Annotated in this window: 13 protein-coding genes; 5 read left to right on the forward strand and 8 right to left on the reverse strand. The window is 75.1% G+C overall.

From position 1 onward, the window contains the following. Positions 1-12: 12 nt before the first annotated feature. Positions 13-1,548: an amidase gene (locus MY526_RS04485; protein ID WP_436703326.1), complete on the forward strand. Its 1,536-nt coding sequence runs from the start codon at positions 13-15 to the stop codon at positions 1,546-1,548. Between the two features lie 5 nt (positions 1,549-1,553). Here MY526_RS04485 and MY526_RS04490 read toward each other — a convergent pair whose 3' ends face one another. The 4 genes from MY526_RS04490 to MY526_RS04505 all read right to left on the reverse strand — a co-directional run bounded on the left by MY526_RS04490 (position 1,554) and on the right by MY526_RS04505 (position 8,119). Then, complete coding sequence (locus MY526_RS04490) at positions 1,554-3,092, reverse strand: glycosyl hydrolase family 28-related protein (protein WP_436703327.1); 1,539 nt, start codon at positions 3,090-3,092, stop codon at positions 1,554-1,556. 172 nt (positions 3,093-3,264) lie between these two features. After that, a complete protein-coding gene (locus MY526_RS04495) occupies positions 3,265-4,905 on the reverse strand; it encodes a glycosyl hydrolase family 28-related protein (RefSeq protein WP_436703328.1) in 1,641 nt (546 codons plus the stop codon). A gap of 27 nt (positions 4,906-4,932) precedes the next feature. Further along, positions 4,933-6,528, reverse strand: coding sequence for a glycosyl hydrolase family 28-related protein (locus MY526_RS04500; protein WP_436703329.1), 1,596 nt, complete (start codon positions 6,526-6,528; stop codon positions 4,933-4,935). 91 nt (positions 6,529-6,619) lie between these two features. Then, entirely contained in the window at positions 6,620-8,119 is a 1,500-nt protein-coding gene (locus MY526_RS04505; RefSeq protein ID WP_436703330.1) for an exopolysaccharide biosynthesis polyprenyl glycosylphosphotransferase, read from the reverse strand. Between the two features lie 142 nt (positions 8,120-8,261). On the opposite strand from MY526_RS04505, the gene MY526_RS04510 reads away from it, so the two are divergent. Both MY526_RS04510 and MY526_RS04515 read left to right on the forward strand, forming a co-directional pair. Next, positions 8,262-9,182 carry a sulfotransferase family protein gene (locus MY526_RS04510; RefSeq protein ID WP_436690989.1) on the forward strand — a complete coding sequence of 307 codons (921 nt, stop codon included), beginning with the start codon at positions 8,262-8,264 and terminating at the stop codon, positions 9,180-9,182. Next, positions 9,179-10,375: a glycosyltransferase gene (locus tag MY526_RS04515; protein ID WP_436690987.1), complete on the forward strand. Its 1,197-nt coding sequence runs from the start codon at positions 9,179-9,181 to the stop codon at positions 10,373-10,375. The genes MY526_RS04510 and MY526_RS04515 overlap by 4 nt, the downstream gene beginning before the upstream one ends. Here MY526_RS04515 and MY526_RS04520 read toward each other — a convergent pair. The 4 genes from MY526_RS04520 to MY526_RS04535 are packed head-to-tail and all read right to left on the reverse strand — an operon-like array spanning position 10,338 to position 15,182. Then, on the reverse strand, positions 10,338-11,528 hold the full coding sequence (locus MY526_RS04520) for a glycosyltransferase family 4 protein (RefSeq protein ID WP_436690985.1): 1,191 nt from the start codon (positions 11,526-11,528) through the stop codon (positions 10,338-10,340). The genes MY526_RS04515 and MY526_RS04520 overlap by 38 nt on opposite strands. Next, positions 11,525-12,448 carry a sulfotransferase family protein gene (locus MY526_RS04525; RefSeq protein WP_436703331.1) on the reverse strand — a complete coding sequence of 308 codons (924 nt, stop codon included), beginning with the start codon at positions 12,446-12,448 and terminating at the stop codon, positions 11,525-11,527. Before MY526_RS04525 ends, MY526_RS04520 begins: the two co-directional genes overlap by 4 nt. Further along, positions 12,445-13,770, reverse strand: coding sequence for a lipopolysaccharide biosynthesis protein (locus MY526_RS04530; RefSeq protein WP_436690981.1), 1,326 nt, complete (start codon positions 13,768-13,770; stop codon positions 12,445-12,447). The genes MY526_RS04525 and MY526_RS04530 overlap by 4 nt, the downstream gene beginning before the upstream one ends. 5 nt (positions 13,771-13,775) lie before the next feature. Then, a complete protein-coding gene (locus tag MY526_RS04535; RefSeq protein ID WP_436690979.1) occupies positions 13,776-15,182 on the reverse strand; it encodes a hypothetical protein in 1,407 nt (468 codons plus the stop codon). Positions 15,183-15,303: 121 nt separating this feature from the next. Between MY526_RS04535 and MY526_RS04540 the strand changes: the two genes are divergently transcribed. Further along, a complete protein-coding gene (locus tag MY526_RS04540) occupies positions 15,304-16,182 on the forward strand; it encodes a sulfotransferase domain-containing protein (RefSeq protein WP_436690977.1) in 879 nt (292 codons plus the stop codon). 46 nt (positions 16,183-16,228) lie between these two features. Then, a complete protein-coding gene (locus tag MY526_RS04545; protein WP_436690975.1) occupies positions 16,229-17,152 on the forward strand; it encodes a hypothetical protein in 924 nt (307 codons plus the stop codon). The last annotated feature ends 12 nt before the right edge of the window (positions 17,153-17,164 follow it).

Consider the following 17,164-nt stretch of genomic DNA (forward strand, 5'->3'; position numbering starts at 1 on the left):
GAGGAGGCAGCCGTGCCCGTACGCCCGCCGGACGAGAACGAGGTCGCCGCGCTGGCGGCCAGCTACGGCATGAAGCCCACCCCGGAGGAGGTGGCCGCCTACACGCCGATCGTCGCTGCCTTCCTCACGTCCTACGACGCGGTCGAGGAGCTCTACGCCGGCATCGCCCCGCAGGCGCCGGGCGACCGGCCGAGCACCCGCCCCGCCGAGACCGACAACCCGCTCGGAGCCTGGTACGTGACCACCGACATCCACGGTGCCGCCGACGGTCCCCTGGCCGGGCGGACCGTGGCGGTCAAGGACAACATCGCCGTCGCCGGCGTCCCGATGATGAACGGCTCGCACACCGTCGAGGGGTACGTGCCGGCCGAGGACGCGACGGTGGTGACCCGCCTGCTCGAGGCGGGTGCGACGGTCGCGGGCAAGGCCGTCTGCGAGGACCTCTGCTTCTCCGGCGGCAGCCACACGTCGGTCACCGGCCCCGTGCGCAACCCCTGGGACCCGTCCCGCACGACCGGCGGCAGCTCCAGCGGCAGCGCCGCGCTGGTCGCCGCCGGCGAGGTCGACCTCGCCCTCGGCGGGGACCAGGGCGGGTCGATCCGCATGCCCGCCGCGTTCTCGGGCATCGTCGGCCACAAGCCCACGCACGGCCTGGTGCCCTACACCGGGGCGTTCCCCATCGAGCTGACGCTCGACCACCTCGGCCCGATGACCCGCACGGTCGCCGATGCCGCGGCCGTGCTGGACGTCCTGGCCGGCCGCGACGGGAACGACCCGCGCCAGCCCGCCGACCTGGCCCCCGAGCAGTACGCGGATGCCCTCGGCGGGGACGTGTCCGGCCTGCGGGTCGGCGTCGTCGCCCAGGGCTTCGGCTGGGAGGAGCTCTCCGAGCCGGGCGTGGACGACACGGTGCGCGCGGCCGCGGGCCGGCTGCGCGAGCTGGGCATCGAGGTGGTCGACGTCGACCTGCCCTGGCACCGGCACGCCCTGCACGTCTGGAACGTCATCGCCACCGACGGCGCCACGGTGCAGATGATCGAGGGCAACGGCTACGGGTGGAACTACGAGGGCCGCTACGACCCGGAGCTGGTCGCCCACTACGGCCGCCAGCGCCGCGAGGTGGTCGACCGGTGGTCGCCGACGGTGACCGCGGTGGCGCTGGCCGGCCGCTGGTCGATGGAGCGGGAGCAGACCCGGCACTACGCGATGGCGCAGAACCTGGCCGTCGAGGTGCGCCGGCAGTACGACGCCGCGCTGGCCGACGTCGACCTGCTGGTCATGCCCACCGTGCCGATGGTCGCCCCCGAGATCCCGGCGGCGGACGACCCGATCGAGGTCCGGGTCGCCCGGGCGCTGGAGATGATCGTCAACTGCGCGCCGTTCGACGTGAGCGGGCACCCGGCCACCAGCGTCCCGGCCGGGCTCTCGCAGGGGCTCCCGGTCGGCATGATGCTGGTCGGCCGCCGGTTCGAGGACACCACCTGCCTGAAGGTGGCGCACGCCTTCGAGCAGCTGGTCGGCGGCTTTCCGCGCCCGCCGTCCCGCTGAGGAGGTCAGGCGCCGCGGTTGTTGCGGACGATCGTGCCGGTCCCGTTGTCGGTGATCTTGGTCGTGCTGGTGAGCCCGGTGAGGTCGTTGCCCTCGATGACCACTCCGCTGCACGCCGCCGAGACCCGGACCGCACGGGCGGTCGTGGTCCCTGCGGCCCGCGTGAAGGTCGAGGTCGCCACGCGCGCCCCGGGAGCGGCGACCAGGTCGACCCCCCACCGGTCGTTGCCGATGTCGGTGAACCGGCACTCCTCGACCGTCAGGCTGCCCACCGGCGCGATGGGCCCGGCGACGAGCACCCGCTTCCCCCGGGTGCCGGCGAACGAGGACCGCCGCATCCGCACGTTCGCGCCCCCGTCGACCACCGCGACGACGTCCGTGCCGCCCGACGGGGCCGCGAAGGTGCACTGGTCGAAGGTGACGCCCCTGGTGCCGGGGCCGCTGGTCCGCAGCACGCTGTTCACCGGGTTGGTGATGCTGGTCCGGGTGAAGGTGAGGTCGGTGATCGCTCCCCGCCCCGGCTCGGTCTGGATGCGGATCTCCTGCGCCTGGGCGTCCGCGGCGCCGGCCATGTCGACCGCGCAGTCGGTGAACGACAGCCGCGCGATGGCCTTGGTGCCGTGTGAGTTCTTGACCACGATGCCGCGGTTGGCGCCCTTCCCCCGGCAGTCGCGGAAGGAGCAGTCGGTGATCGCGGCGTTCCTCATGGCCGTGTCGCCGCCGGTCCACTCCAGCAGGGCGACCATGAACCGGCAGGTGGTGCTGGCGCCGGTGCACCCGACGAAGCTGCCCCCGCTGATCGGCAGGTCGTAGAGCAGGGCACTCGGGTCGCCGATGGGCACGAACTGGAGGGCGTCGTCGCCGGACTCCACGTGGCACGCGGTCGCGAGGAAGCCGGTGCCACCGATCACCCGGATGCCCCCGGTGCCGGTGGTCCGCGCGCTGTTGACGATGCGCACCCGCTCCATGCGGCCCCGGTCGCCGGCGAACATGACCGCCTGCCCGCCGGCGTACGTGTCGATGGTGAAGTCGCGCAGCAGCACGTCGTCGCCGTACACGGCCAGGATCACGCCGGTCCGGCTGTGGTCCCGGGCGCCGATCGTGCCCGGCCCGGTGATCCGGACCGCGTTCGCCCGTGCCGCGAAGTCGGCGTTGCGGAGGAAAGCGCCGGCGAGGCCGGGGGCCACGGCCCAGTCCTTGAGCAGCTTGGAGCCGCTCTCCAGCTGCAGTTGCACCCCGGTGCGCAGGTGCAGGCTGCTCGTGCAGCGGTAGGTGCCGGCCGGGACCACGCCGACGGCCGCCTGCGTCGCCGTCGCGTCCATGAGCTTCTGCACGGCGGCGGTGTCGTCGGCGACGCCGTCGCCCACGGCGCCGTAGTCCCGGAGGTTGAGGACCACCGCCCCCGACGCCCGGGGGTGCCCCCACGGCACGAGCAGCGGCAGGGCGGCGAGGCCCCCGACGACCAGGACGTCGCGCCGGCTGAGCACCGGGTATGCGGCCAGGATCGGGGAGCGGGGCGGGGGGCTGGCGGTGTCGACGTCCATGGGGGAAAGGCCCGTCACTCGAGGAGCGTCTCGCGGCGCCCCGGTGCATGGTGCGGGAAGGATGCAGCGGAACCGACCGGTCCGCCAGTCGGGTCGCGCGGTGCGGACGGCGCTCCGTGATCCGTGCCGGACCGCGCCCGATGGGACTACCGACGGTGAGCGCCCGAGGGGGTCAGGCGCCGCGGTTGCTCCGGATCGTCGTGCCGTCGGCACGGTCGGTGATCGGCGCCGGGTGGCCGATCCCGGTGACGTCGTTGTGCTCGATCACGACCCCGGTGGATGCCGGCGACACCCGGATCGCCCGGGCGTCCGTCGCGCCGGGGGCGGCCTGGAAGGTCGAGCCGGCGACGCGCGCGCCGGGGGCGCCGAGCAGGTCGACGGCCCAGACGCCGTCGGGGACGTCGGTGAACCGGCTGTCCTCCACCGACAGCGCCGTCACGCCCTGCCCCGGTCCGGCCACGAGCTGGCGCTTGCCGGCTGCGCCGGTGAACGTGCAGCCCCGCACCACGAGCTGGTCGACCTGGTCGGCGACGAGGGTCAGCGGGGACGCGCCCGACGGCGCGGTGAAGGCGCAGCCGTCGAAGGTGACGGCGCTGATGCCCGGCCCGCCGATGCGCACCGTGCTGTTGACCGGTCGGGTGACGTCGGTGCGGGTGAAGGTGATCCCGGAGATCGACCCGCGCGAGGACGGGTCGGTCTGGATGCGGATCTCCTGCGTCTCGGCGTCGGCGGCGCCCGACATGTCCACCGAGCAGTCGGTGAACGAGACGCCGGCGATGCGGCCCTGGCTGTGCGTGTTCTTGACGACGATGCCGCGGTTGGTGCCCGCCCCGCGGCAGTCGCGGAAGGAGCAGTCGACGACCGAGGCGGACATGTCGGTCGTGCCGGGCTCGCCCCTGGTGAACTCGAGCAGCGCCACCATGAACCGGCTGGTGGTGCTGGTGCCGGTGCACCCGACGAAGCTGCCGCCGGTGATGTCCATGTCGTAGAGGACGGCGTCGGGGTTGCCGATCGGCACGAACTGCAGGCAGTCGTCGCCGGACTCCACGTGGCAGCCGGTCGCGAGGAAGTCCGCACCGCCGACCACCCGGATCCCGCCGGTGCCGGTGGACACCGCGCTGTTGCGGATGGTGACGCCGTCCATGCGACCCCGGTCGCCGGCGAACATCACGGCCTGCCCGCCGGCATAGGTGTCGATGGTGAACTCGCGCAGCTGCACGTCGTCGCCGTACAGCGCCAGGACCACGCCGGTGCTGCTGTGGTCCCGGGCGCCGATCGTGCCCGGCCCGGTGATCTGCACGCCGTCTGCCTTCACCGCGAAGTCGCGGTTGCGCAGGAACGCGTTGACCAGCCCGGTCTCGGCCGCCCAGTCCTTGAGCAGGTGCGCGCCGCGGGCCAGTTGCAGCCGCGCGCCGGTGGTCAGGAGCAGGCCGGCGGTGCAGCGGTAGGTGCCGGCCGGGACGACCGCGACCGCCCCCTGCGCGGTGGAGGCGTCCACCAGGTCCTGCAGGGCCCGGGTGTCGTCGGCGCGGCCGTCGCCCACGGCGCCGAAGTCCCGCGGGTCGAGCGCACCGCCCGGGGCGGGCGACGCCGACGCCGCGGGCGGGGTGCTCGACGGGGACGGCGCCGCGGGCGCGCTCGACGGGGACGGCGCCGGGGTGCGGAGCGCGGACACCACGGGCACCGCGACCACCCCGGCCACCCCGAGCGCGCCGAGCAGCAGCGCGTTCCGGCGGGTCACCAGCCGGCCGCCCGCGGAGGACGGCTCGGGGGTGCCCGCCGGACGCGGCCGGTCCGGGACGCCGTGGTCCATCAGGCCGGCAGACTACGGCCGGACCGGTCAGGCGCCGGGGCCGGCCGCCACCACCGTGCCGACGCCGCGGTCCAGGACCGGCGCGGCGTGGCTGATGCCGGAGACGTCGTTCCTGCCGATGACCACGTTCGCGGCTTCCGGCAGCACCCGGACGGCGCGGGCGGTCGTCGCCCCGGCGAGAGCGGTGAAGGTCGACCCGGAGATCGTGGCGCCGGTGGCGGACATGACGTCGACGCCGAAGAACGTGTTCCCGATGTCGGTGAAGCGGCTGCCGTCGACGACCAGGTTGGTCACCGGGGCGGTCGGACCGGCCACCAGCAGCCGCTTGCTCGTGGCCACGCCGGTGGCGTTCTTCGCGGTGCCGCTGAACGAGCACCCCCGGAACGTGACGTCGGAGGCGCCGTCCACCACGGCGACGAGCGGAGCGGCGCCGGACGGCGCGGCGAAGTCGCAGGTGTCGAAGGTCAGGCCGCTGATGTTGGGGCCGCCGACCCGCAGGATGCTGTTCACCGGGTTGGTGATGCTGGTCCGGGTGAAGGTGACCCCCGTGATGGCGCCGCCCGTGCCGGCGTCGGTCTGGATGCGGATCTCCTGCGTCGACGCGTCCGCGGCGCCGGCCATGTCGACCGTGCAGTCGGTGAAGGCGATCCGCTCGATGCTGCCCGTGCTGTGGCTGTTCTTGACCACGATGCCCCGGTTGGTCGCCGCGCCACTGCACCGCTCGAAGGCGCAGTCGGTCACCGAGGCGTTCATGTCCGTCGTGCCGGGCTCGCCACCGGTGAACTCCAGCAGCGCGACCATGAACCGGCTCACGGTGCTGAGCCCGGTGCAGTCGACGAACCGGCCCCGCGCGATGCTCTGGTTGTAGAGGGCGGGCTCGGCCAGCGGATTGCCGATCGGCACGAACTGGTAGCAGTCGTCGCCGGACTCGACGTGACAGTTCGTGCCCAGGAAGTCGCTGCCCCCGAACACCCGGATGCCGCCGGTGCCGGTCTCCTCCGCGCTGTTGCGGATGGTGACCTTGTCGATCCGGCCCCGGTCGCCGGCGTACATGATCGCCTGGCCGCCGGAGTAGGTGTCGATGGTGAGGTCGCGCAGCAGCACGTCGTGCCCGTAGAGGCCGATCACCACACCGGTCTTGGTGTGGTCGCGGGCGCCCATCGTCCCGGGCCCGGTGATCTGCACGCCGGTGAGCGGCTGCGACAGGTCGGCGTTGCGCAGCAGGGCGTCCTGCAGGCCGACCGGCGCGACCCAGTCCTTGAGCAGCCGGGCGCCGCGGGCGAGGTACAGCTGCGTCCCGGACGGCACGAGGAGGCTGGCGGTGATCCGGTAGGTGCCCTTGGGGATCATCCCGATCTGTTTGCGGCGCGCCGAGCTCTCGATCAGCCGCTGGACCGCGCGGGTGTCGTCCCGGACGCCGTCCCCCCTCGCGCCGAAGTCCTTGAGGTCCAGGACGTTCTCCTCGTCGCCCACCGTGCGCAGCCCGCCTCCCGGGGCCGCCGGCGTCGGGCCGCCGAGGAACGGCACGGCGGCCAGGCCGGACGCGCCCAGGAACAGCAGGCCGCGGCGGCTCAGCTCGGGGCCGCTGGGCGTGCGGCGGGCTCTGCGGGTGCGGTCGGACATCGGGGGGCTCTCGTTTCGGGGGAGGCGCCGGCCGGGCCGGAGCGGGCTCGTGCGGGGGACGGGGAGCGGTGCAGCGGGTGGAGCCGGGAGCTCAGCGGGCGGCGGACCGCACGGCCGTGAAGGCCTGCCGGTTCACCGCGGCCACGGTGCGGACGAGGATCACGAGGTCGCGCCAGAGCGACCAGTGCTCGATGTAGGAGTTGTCGAAGCGGGCGCGCTCCTCGATGGAGGTGTCGCCGCGCAGGCCGTGGATCTGGGCCCAGCCGGTGAGGCCGACGGCCAGCCGGTGCCGGTCGCGGTAGCCGTAGACCGAGTCGGCGAACTGCGCGGCGTACGTGCGCTCCTCCGGCCGCGGCCCGACCAGGGACATGTCGCCGCGCAGGATGTTCCACAGCTGCGGCAGCTCGTCCAGGCTGGTCCGGCGCAGGACGTTGCCGATCCGGGTCTGGCGCTGCTCGACGTCGATCTGGCGGGCGTGCATGGTGCTGCGCGGCGAGCCCGTCGTCGCGGCGGCGGACACCGGGGCGGCCGGGCGCAGCGTCCGGAACTTGAGGATCGAGATCTCCGCGCCGTCGTGCCCGGTGCGCGGCTGCCGGAAGAGGATCGGGCCGGGGCTGCTGATCCGCACGGCCAGGGCGAGCAGCGCCATGAGCGGCGCGAGCAGGGTCAGCGAGACCCCGGAGACGGTGACGTCGATGACCCGCTTGACCCGCCACACGCCGCGGCGCAGGGCGGCCCGGCGCACCCGGTGCAGCGGGATGCCCCAGAGGTCCTCGACGTCGGGGCCGTTGGGGGACAGGCCGACGTCGAAGAAGCGGGGGACGATGTAGACCTCGATGTCGCGCTCGGCGGCACTGCGCACCAGGCCGACCAGCTCGGCCTCGCGGGTCGGCCCGTAGGCGACGACGACCTTGCGGACGCCGTAGGTGTCGAGGACCAGGTCGAGGTCCTCCATGAGGCCCAGCGGCTCGCGCTCGTCGAGCGGGGACCCGCTGCTGAGGAACCCGACCCCGCGCAGGCCGTATTCGGGGTGCTCGTCCAGGGTGGTCAGCAGGTCCATCCCGAGCCGGCCGCCGCCGAGGACGAGGGTGGGGGAGCCGACGAGGCGACGCCGGCGCGCGCCGCGGACCAGGGCGTAGCCCAGGCTGCGGCCGGCCACGAAACAGGGGACGGCCCAGAGCAGGTGCACGGCCAGCGCCAGGTCGGCACCCATGGCGTGCGCGACGGGGGCGACCAGCAGCAGTCCCAGACCGAGCCGGGTCAGGTGACGCGGCGCCTCGTCGAGGGCCGACAGGGAGATCCGCGGCCGGTGCGAGCCGAAGGAGGCGAGCACGGCGAGGGTGCCCACGAGGAGGACCGCCACCTGGGACACGGGCGTGCCCAGCCACAGGGTGGGCAGCGCCAGGGCGACGGCGTCCAGCACGAGCAGCAGGGCCCGGAACAGGCCGCGGTGCTCCCGGGACTCCGCGTCGGGCAGGTGCAGCGCGGCGGAGTCCGGGCGCGGCGCGGTGCGCACCGACCCGTCGAGCACGTGTCGCACGGCCTCGGGATCGAGTGTCTCCCGGATCTGCCGTCCCCCGACGTCGATCATGTCGAACCCCTGCCTGTCGTCGTAGGGAGAGGTTCGTCGGCGGGCGGTGATCGCCACACTCCCGCGCGTGGGTCCGTCCTCCCCCCAATCCGGGGGCGTCGTTGCGCCGGGGCCGGGAGCCGACGCCGGTAGCATCCGGCCGGTGGACGACGCCCCGGACTTCCTGGTCATCGGGGCGGCCAGGAGCGGGACGACCGCGCTGGCGTCTTTCCTGGGGGAGCACCCGGACGTCTTCGTGTCCGACCCCAAGGAGCCGCACTTCCTCGCGTTCCCCGGCGGCGGCCCGCGCTTCGCCGGGCCCGGGGCGGACCTCATCAACCGCACCGCGGTGCGCGACGAGGAGAGCTGGCGGGGGCTGTTCGCCGGCCGGCCGGAGCGCCGCCGCGGCGAGGGGTCGGTGAGCACGCTGTGCTACCCGGAGGCGTCCGTCCCGGCGATCCAGCAGCTGTGCGCCCCCGGCTGCCGGCTGGTCGTCCTGCTCCGGGACCCGGTGGACCGGGCCTTCTCCAGCTGGCAGTACCTGCGCTCGCGGGGGCACGACGCGGGGTCGTTCGAGGAGTGCCTGGCCGCGGAGGAGGAGCGCACCCGGGCGGGCTGGAGCCACATGTGGCAGTTCGCCCGGCTCAGCCGCTACGGCGAGCAGCTCGCGCCGTTCGCCGAGACGTTCGGGGACCGGCTGCTGGTGGTCGTCCAGGAGGAGTTCGCCGCCGACCCCGCCGGTCAGCTGCGGCGGGTCCTGGGGTTCCTGGACGTCGACCCGGACGTGCCGATCGACGCGGCCCGCCCGGTGAACGAGGGGGGCGTCCCGCGCAGCCGGTCGGTCGCCGGCGCCATGGACCTGCTGCGGCGCTCGCCCACCGCCCGCCGGCTGGTCAAGCAGCTGGTGCCCGAGCGGTCCCGGGAGCGCATCCGGTCGGCCAACCTGCGGCAGGCGACCGTCGCCCCCGCGACCCGGCAGCGGCTGGCGGAGTCCTTCGCCGACGACCTGCGCGACCTCCGGCGGATCGTCGGCCGCGACCTGTCCTGCTGGCCCAGCGTCAGCGCCGGGGGAGGGGGCCGGTGAGCGACCGGCTGCGCGTGCTGCAGGTCATCGGCATCACCGTCGGGGGAGCGGCCGAGCACGTGCTCCAGCTGTCGGCCCTGCTCCCGCCCGACCGGTTCGACGTCACCGTCGCCCTCTCCGGCGGCGGGCCGCTGGACGACGAGATCCGGGCCACCGGCCTGCGGGTCGTCGACTACGCGCCCTCCCACGGGGTGGGCCACTTCAAGCAGGCATCCCCGGACAGCCCGCTGGAGCTGCTCCGCCAGTTCGGGCGGCTGCGCGCCGACATCCGCCGCAACCGGTACGACGTCGTCCACACGCACACGTCGGTGGCCGGCGCGATGGGCCGGGTCGCGGCCTGGAGCTGCCGGACGCCGGTGCGGGTGCACATGGTGCACGCCTTCGCCGGCCACGACGCCGTTCCGCAGCCGCGGCGCACCCTCTTCCGGCTGGCCGAGCGGGCGCTGGACCGGATCACCACGCACACCGTCGTGGGCTCGGTGTTCATGCGCGACGTCGGTCTCCGCTCGCGGGTGCTGCGGCCGGGGCGGGTCACCGTCATCCCCAACGCCAGCCGCATGCCGGTCCGCGACGGCACGGACGCCGACCGTGCCCGGCTGCGCTCGGAGCTCGGGCTGCCGCCGGACGCCCTGCTCGTCGCGCTGATCGGGCGGGTCGAGGAGCAGAAGGGCGCGGACACCCTGGTCCGCGCCGCGGTGGCGGTGACCGCCGCGGTGCCGCGGGCCTCCGTCGTGGTGGTCGGCGACGGCACCCACCGGGCCCGGGTGGAGCGGCTGGCCGCCGAGCTGGGCCTCGCCGGGCGGGTGCACGTCACCGGGTGGCGGCACGACCTGGCCGACGTCGTCCGGGCGATCGACGTCCTGGCCCTGCCGTCGCGCTGGGAGGCGTTCGGCATCGTCAACCTGGAGGCGATGGCGGCGGCCAAGCCGGTGGTCGGCTTCGCCGTCGGCGGGGTCCCGGAGGTCGTCGTCCACGGGGAGACGGGGCTGCTGTCGCCCCCCGGCGCGGAGGACGAGCTCGCCCGGGACCTGGTCCGCGTGCTCACCGACCCGGGGCTGGCGGCGCGTCTCGGAGCGGCCGGCCGGCGCCGCCTGCTCGAGCGGTTCACCCCCGAGGCGATGGTGCGGGCGCACGTCGAGCTCTACGAGCAGCTGGTCACCCGCGGCCGGCGCGCTGCAGCACGTCGTCGATGAGCCCGGCGAAGGTGCGGCCGAGGTCCTCCACCCGGTAGTGCGCGCGGATCAGCGCCGCGCCCCCGGCGCCCATGGCCGCGCGCTCGGCCGGCGGCAGGGCGACCAGGTCGGCGATGCGCTGCCGGATCGACGCCGGGTCCCCGCTGCGGGCCAGCAGGCCGTGCCGCGGCTCCTCGAACACCGGCGGGCGGCCGGAGCAGTCGGTGAAGACCGTCGGGCAGCCGGCGGCCATGGCCTCCATGACGGCCAGCGGCAGCGCCGGGCCCTCCCAGCGGGCGGTGTGCACGTAGCCGTCCACCGCGGCCAGCAGCCGGGGGACGTCGTCGCGCCAGCCGAGGAAGGTGACGGTGCACGCCAGGTCCAGCTCGCGCACCCGGCGGTGCAGCGACGCCTCGTACTCCGCCGTCCGGCGCGCGCCGACCGAGTCCCCGGCCGAGCCGACCAGCGCGACGTGCACCGGCGCGTCGAGGCCGGCCAGGGCCTCCAGCAGCAGGTCCTGGCCCTTCTGCGGGTCCAGCCGGCCGACGTTGAGCAGCAGCACGTCGCCCTCGGCGGCGCCCAGCTCGGCGCGCAGCCGCGCCCGCTCTGCGGCGGCCAGCTCGACCGGCGGGCGCACGGCGATGCCGTTGGGCAGGACGACGGTGCGCTCGGCCGGGACGCCGAAGGCGGTCATCTCGTCCTGCACGACGGTGGAGGTGCAGACGGCCAGCGTGGTCGCCCGGGCCACCACCGTCCGGTACCCGCGGCGCTTGAGCGCGGCCAGCGGCCGCGGGCCCCAGAAGTGGTGCTGGTTCTGCACCATCAGCACGCCGGGGACGCCGGCGCGGGCGGCGGCGAGCAGGGCCGGTGCCCGGTCGCGCTGGTTGACGCCGATCACGCAGCGGCCGCCGTCGCGGCGCACCAGGGCGGCCAGCGCCGGGACGAGCCGGGGGTCCCAGGGCCGCTCCAGCCGCGGCTCGAGGACGGTCCGGGCACCGATGGCGGCGAAGTCGGGGAGGATGCTCGGCACCCCCGGCGGGACGGCGCCGTGCACGAGCGTGAGCTCGTGGCCCGCCCCGCGCAGCGCCTGCGCGAAGCCCAGCGCCATCTTGGCCGCGCCGGTGCGGTCGGGGAGCCGGACGGTCATGACCAGCCGCCCCCCAGCGCGGGTCACGACCGGCCCGTCGCCGCGCGCTCCGGGGACCGCCAGGCGGAGACGTCCAGCCCGGTTCCCCGCTCGAGCAGGTCGAGGTCGGGGCGGAAGGTCTCCACCAGCTGCCGCCGGGTCTCGGGCCGGTAGCTGGTCCGGACGACGTTGCGCCGCACGATCTCCCGGCGCAGCCGGCGGCGCAGCGCCTTCGGCACCAGGCGCGCGACGAACCGCTTGGCCGGGTGCGGGGTGCTGACCAGCCGGCTGAGCAGCGTGCTGCGCGGCTCACCGGACCGGTGCGGATCGGGGTCCACGGTGTGCGGCAGCACCGGCACGCCGAGGAACTCGTGCACCCGGGCCAGGACGGCGTCGGGGTCGGCGGACATGTCCTCGTGCCGCAGCACCAGCAGCTGCTCGCGGGGGAACACCTCGAGCACGTGCGCCAACTGCTCCCCGTACCGGCCCATGGCGGTGTAGTGCCAGATGTGGTGCCAGCCGGCCTCGATCCGGCGGGCCTCGTCGGCCAGCGCCTCCTCGAAGGTGTCGCACGGCTCGAACCCGCGGGTGCGCATGAAGCCGTACGCGGAGAACGCGCGGTCCACCGGGTCGCGGAGCATGCAGACCAGCCGCGCGTCCGGGACGTCGGCCCGGATCCGCTCGATCGCCTCCGGGTAGTACATGGTCGAGACCGACGCCTCGCCGCGCACCTGGTCCGGCCGCGCCCCGCGGTAGAGCGCCCGGTAGGCCTCCGGATCGGTCACCGCCAGCCGGTTGATCGTCTGCCGGTCGCCCGGACCGGTGAACGACGGCGTCGTCCCGGCAAGGGCGTAGTAGTGCGGCTCCTTGGGCTCGGTGAGGAACAGCCGGGGGTGCTCGACCAGGTACTGGTAGAGCGCCGTCGTCCCCGACCGCGCGGCACCGATGATCAGGAACTGGGGGGTCACGATCGGGGTCCCTTCCGCGCCGGTAGCGCGATCGTACGGATGCCCAGCGTGCGGGCCGCCGCCCACGCGAGGTGCAGGTTGCGGGCACTCATCGCCACCGCCGCGGCGGCGGCCACACCGGTCGCGCCCCACGTCGACCCCCACCAGGTCGACAGCGCGACGAACGCCACCGACGACGCCAGCGCGCTGACGGCGACCAGGCGCTGCTGCCCGGCGTGCGAGAGCACCACCGAGCAGGGCCCGGTCCAGGCGTTGACCAGGACACCGACGGCCATGACGAGGGCGGGGACCACGGCGTCGGCGTACTCGTCCCCGAACACGGCGGGCACGAGGACGGGGCCGGCGACGGCGAGGGCCAGGACGGCCGCCGCGGTGACGGCGGTCGACCAGACGGCGGACCGCCGGACCGGCTCGGCGAGGTCGGCGAGCCGGCCGTCGGCGGAGGCGGCGGCGATCCGCGGGGCCAGCGTCCGCATGCCGATCGCCACCGGGACCGCGAACAGCACCGCGATGCGCACCGCGACGGCGAACACGGCGACCTCGGCGACCGGCGCGAGCGCGGCGAGCAGCCACGTGCCGGCCTGGGGCACGGTGACCGACGCCAGGGTCGCCAGCGTGAACGGCCCGCCCGAGCGCAGCAGCTGCCACGGCGAGGAGTCGGCCTCCGTGGCCTGCCGGCTGCGCACCTCCTGGAACAGCCACAGCACGCCGACGAGGTAGCACGCCGTCTCCAGCCCGACGGCCCACCACAGCGCCGTCTCCAGGGACGGGAGGACGCTCGCCGTGGTGGCCAGCAGCACGACCAGGCCGATCAGCAGGACCCGGCGGACGTGCTCGCCGAACACCAGCGACAGGCCGAAGCGGCCGCGGGCGCGGAAGGCGTTGACCAGAACCGGCCCGACGGCGGCGACCGGCAGCCAGGCGGCGACGAGGAGGACCAGGGGGCGGTAGGCCTCCGGAGGGGTGCCCGACGCGGCGGCGAGGGGGCCGACGCCGCCCCACCAGAGCGCCCCGACCACGACCACGCCGACGGCCTGCGCGGCGAGCAGCCGGCGCAGCAGGCTCGCGTGCGTGCGGGTGTCCCCGCGGGCCAGGGCGATCGTCGCGACCTGGGTCAGCCCGTACTGGGCGAGCACCGAGAGGAAGGTCAGCCAGCTCAGCCCCCACGACAGCGCGCCGAACTCCTCCGGCGGCAGCAGTCGCGCCCCGACCACGGTCAACAGGAACGCGCTGGCGATCGCGGCGAGCTGGCCCGCGGCGACGAGGGCCGCGTCGCGCCGCAGGGCGCCGTGCTGCCCGACGCCACCGGGACGGTGTGCCACAGCGGTCAAGAGGCGGACGCCGCCGGCCCGGGTGCGCCCTCCGGCAGCGCCGGCGCGGAGGCGGACTCCGGGCTGGTCCCCACGTCGCTGTCGCGGCGGGCGAACAGGTTGACCAGGAGGGCCACGGCGATGATCGGCAGGCCGATCCCGACCCACTTGGGCAGCGAGGTCACCCAGAAGCCGCCGGGGAAGATGCGCACCGCGAAGACCAGGCTGAAGCCCCAGACCAGCGGGTCGCGCAGGAAGCGGCGCAGAGCGAGCTGGCCGGCGCGGGCGAGCAGCCCGCTGACCAGGCCGCCCAGGAGGACGCCGAGCACCCCGAAGTTCACGTACCAGTCGCCCGCGGCGGTGGCCGGGAAGCCGTTGTTGCGGTCGATGTAGGTCTGCGCCAGCTGGACGGCCGGGGAGACGAACGGGTCCTGCCGGCCGGCGATCGCCGAGGGCACCGCGGCCACGGTGCCGTCCACGAAGTCCTGGCCGTTCCGGAAGTCGAACTCCTCGGGCCAGTCGTCGAGCAGCAGCAGCAGCGAGTCGTAGAAGGTGTTGTTGGTGGCCACGGCCATCATCCGCACCGTGCTCTGGCCCTGGATGGTGGGCGCGAGGTCGCCCCACAGCACGGTGTCGCGCGCCGTCCGCAGCGAGAAGGCCAGCAGCAGCGCGAGCACCGGCACGAGCAGGAACCGCCGCCGCCAGCGCGGGTCGCGCAGCCAGTCCCAGCCGGTGCGCAGGGCGGCCCGGCGTCCGATCGAGCCGAAGATCAGCGAGCCGGCCACCAGCGCGATCACCGAGATGACCGGCACGTCCCGGGCGCCCCACGTCCAGCTCAGGTAGCCGTTGAGCGCGACCAGGCCAAGGGCGACCAGCCGCAGCAGCGGTGCCTTCCGCACCGAGAAGAAGGCGGCGACGCCGAACAGCGCGGCGAGCATCGGGATCGAGCGCAGCGCGCGGCTCTCGGCGATGTCGCGGTCGACCTTGGCCGCCTGGATCAGGCCGGCCGGCCCGCCGTACCGGATCCACAGCAGCACCGTGGCGGCGAACGCCACCGTGGTCAGCGCGGCGGCGAGCAGCAGCAGCGTCCGCGGCGGCAGGGAGCCGCGGCTCATCGGGTAGAGCAGCCGGGCCGGGCCGACCAGCGGGGACAGCCAGCGGGCGCCCGCCCAGATCCCGAGCAGGAACAGGACGACGACCGCCTGGCCCAGGACGATCAGCTTCTCGGTCTCCCGGGCGGAGAACAGCTCGGTCGGGAACGGCGTGTCGAGCCCCGTGGCCAGCACCAGCGGGCGCCACAGCAGCTGCAGCGCCAGGTAGTAGAGGGTGAGGGCCATCAGGTCCAGCGGGTGGTGCACCAGGCGGTGGTAGACCCAGATCCAGACCACGATCGAGGTGAGGACCGCGAGCAGGGGCACGATCACGAGCGCACCTCCAGCGGCGTGGGTCCCCGCCGCGGCCACCGGCGGACGCCGCGTGGTACGGCGGCGCGAGGGTAGCGCAGCCACCCGGGTTTCCCGGCGCACCTGCCCTAACATCCCGACGGTGCGTCCAGGCCCCAGGTTGATGATCGTCGGCGCCCCCAAGAGCGGGTCGACCGCACTGTTCCAGTACCTCGCCGGGCACCCCGACGTCCGCGCGCACGTGCACCGCGAGATGCCCTTCTTCGGCCGGGACGAGGAGTTCGCCGGCGGCTGGCCCCGGGCGGTCGAGAAGTACTACGACCCCGGCGTCGGCGACGCGCCGCTGGTCGGCAAGCACACGATGGCCCTGTACGACCCGGTCGCGCTGCGGCGGATCGCGGAGACGACGGACGCGGTGGTGGTCGCCGTCCTGCGGAACCCGGTGTCGCGGGCGTACTCGCACTACCAGTACGCGCGGCTGCGCGGCTGGGAGGACGCCGCCACCTTCGAGGAGGGCCTGGCGCGCGAGGCCGGCCGCCCCGCCGGCACCCCGCCGGCGGCCCGCGACATGCACTACACGGGCGACGGTGTGTACGCGCCGCACGTCCGGGAACTGTTCGCGGCCGTGCCCGCCGAGCGCCGGCGGGTCTACCTGTCCGACGACCTGCGGACCGGTGCGGCCCGCGTGTGCGCCGAGCTGTTCGAGCTGGCCGGCCTCCCGCCGTACGAGCCCGACGTGGCGCGCGGGCACAACGAGGCCCGGGCACCGCGGTCGGCCCGCTTCGCCCGCGTCTTCCTCGCCGCCCAGCAGCCCGGGAGCCCGCTGCGCCGGCTGGCCGCGCGGGTGCCGAGCCGCACCCTCTACCGCGCCCGCTACCTGGTGAACCGGCTGAACGAGGGGCCGGCGCCGTCGGCGCCGATGGACCCGGCGACCGCCGCCCGGCTGCGCGAGCGGTTTCGTGGGCCCAACGCCGAGCTCGCCGAGTTGCTCGGCCGGTCACTCGCCGCATGGGAATCGTGACCCGTCAGGACACAACTTTCCGCGTGGCCGCCGGTACCTTGACGCCGTGCTGGACACCACCCCTGACGACACCGCGCGCCCGATGCCCGAGCGGGGCGCCGTCACCCACCGGGCGCAGCGGCCGGCCGACGCCGACCCCGGCCTCCGGGAGTACCTGTCGGCCGTGGGCCGGTGGTGGTGGCTGGCTCTGCTGGTCTTCCTGCTGGTCCTCGGCGCGGCCATCGGCTCGCTGTCGGTGATCGACCCGGTCTACCGCTCGGAGGCCACGGTCCTCCTGCGCACCGAGGACAGCCGGCAGCTGTTCCCGCGCACCGCCGGCGCCGCCGTCGTCCGGACGCCCGGCGCCGAGCTCCTCTACGCCCAGAGCGACACGTTCCAGGACCGGGCCCGGGAGGCCGCCGGGGAGGACGTCGAGGTGGAGGTGCGGGCGACGCCGGAGTCCAGCGCGCTGGTCTTCGCCGCCGAGGCCAACGACCGGGAGGCGGCGCGGGAGGCGGCGCAGACCTGGGCCGAGACCTACGTGACGGCCCGGCACGAGGACGACCGCGCCCAGACCCAGCGGCTGCGCGACCTGCTGGTCGGCGACCGGGACGCGCTGAACAACCGGCGCGGCGAGATCCTCGGTCCGGTCGCCGCGCTCGACGAGGCGGTGGCCAACGAGACCGACCCGATCGAGCTGTCCCGGCTGCTCAACCAGCGGCTGGCCGTCCAGCGCAGCCTCGCCGGCGAGCTCGACCCGCTCGAGGCCCAGATCCGCCAGCTCAACAGCCAGATCACCGGGCTCGACATCGACCTGCGCGTGCTCGAGGACCCCCAGGCCGTCGCGCGGGTCAGCAGCGCGGCCGAGCCGGCCGAGGAGCGGGCCAACGGGTCGCTGACCCAGAGCGTCGCCGTCGGCGTCCTCGGCGGGCTGGTGCTCGCCGCGGCGGCGGTGGCCGCCGCCCAGGCGCTCTGGCCGCGCCGCCGCTGACGGCGCGGGCGT

The organism is Geodermatophilus sp. CPCC 205761, assembly GCF_051383655.1.
Classification (GTDB): Bacteria; Actinomycetota; Actinomycetes; order Mycobacteriales; family Geodermatophilaceae; genus Geodermatophilus.

What these genes read in the sequence shown, in the direction of transcription:
- MY526_RS04490 (WP_436703327.1), bottom strand. Translation starts at nt 3,092, where the DNA reads ATGGACGTCGACACCGCCAGCCCCCCGCCCCGCTCCCCGATCCTGGCC.
- MY526_RS04495 (WP_436703328.1), bottom strand. Translation starts at nt 4,905, where the DNA reads ATGGACCACGGCGTCCCGGACCGGCCGCGTCCGGCGGGCACCCCCGAG.
- MY526_RS04500 (WP_436703329.1), bottom strand. Translation starts at nt 6,528, where the DNA reads ATGTCCGACCGCACCCGCAGAGCCCGCCGCACGCCCAGCGGCCCCGAG.
- MY526_RS04505 (WP_436703330.1), bottom strand. Translation starts at nt 8,119, where the DNA reads ATGATCGACGTCGGGGGACGGCAGATCCGGGAGACACTCGATCCCGAG.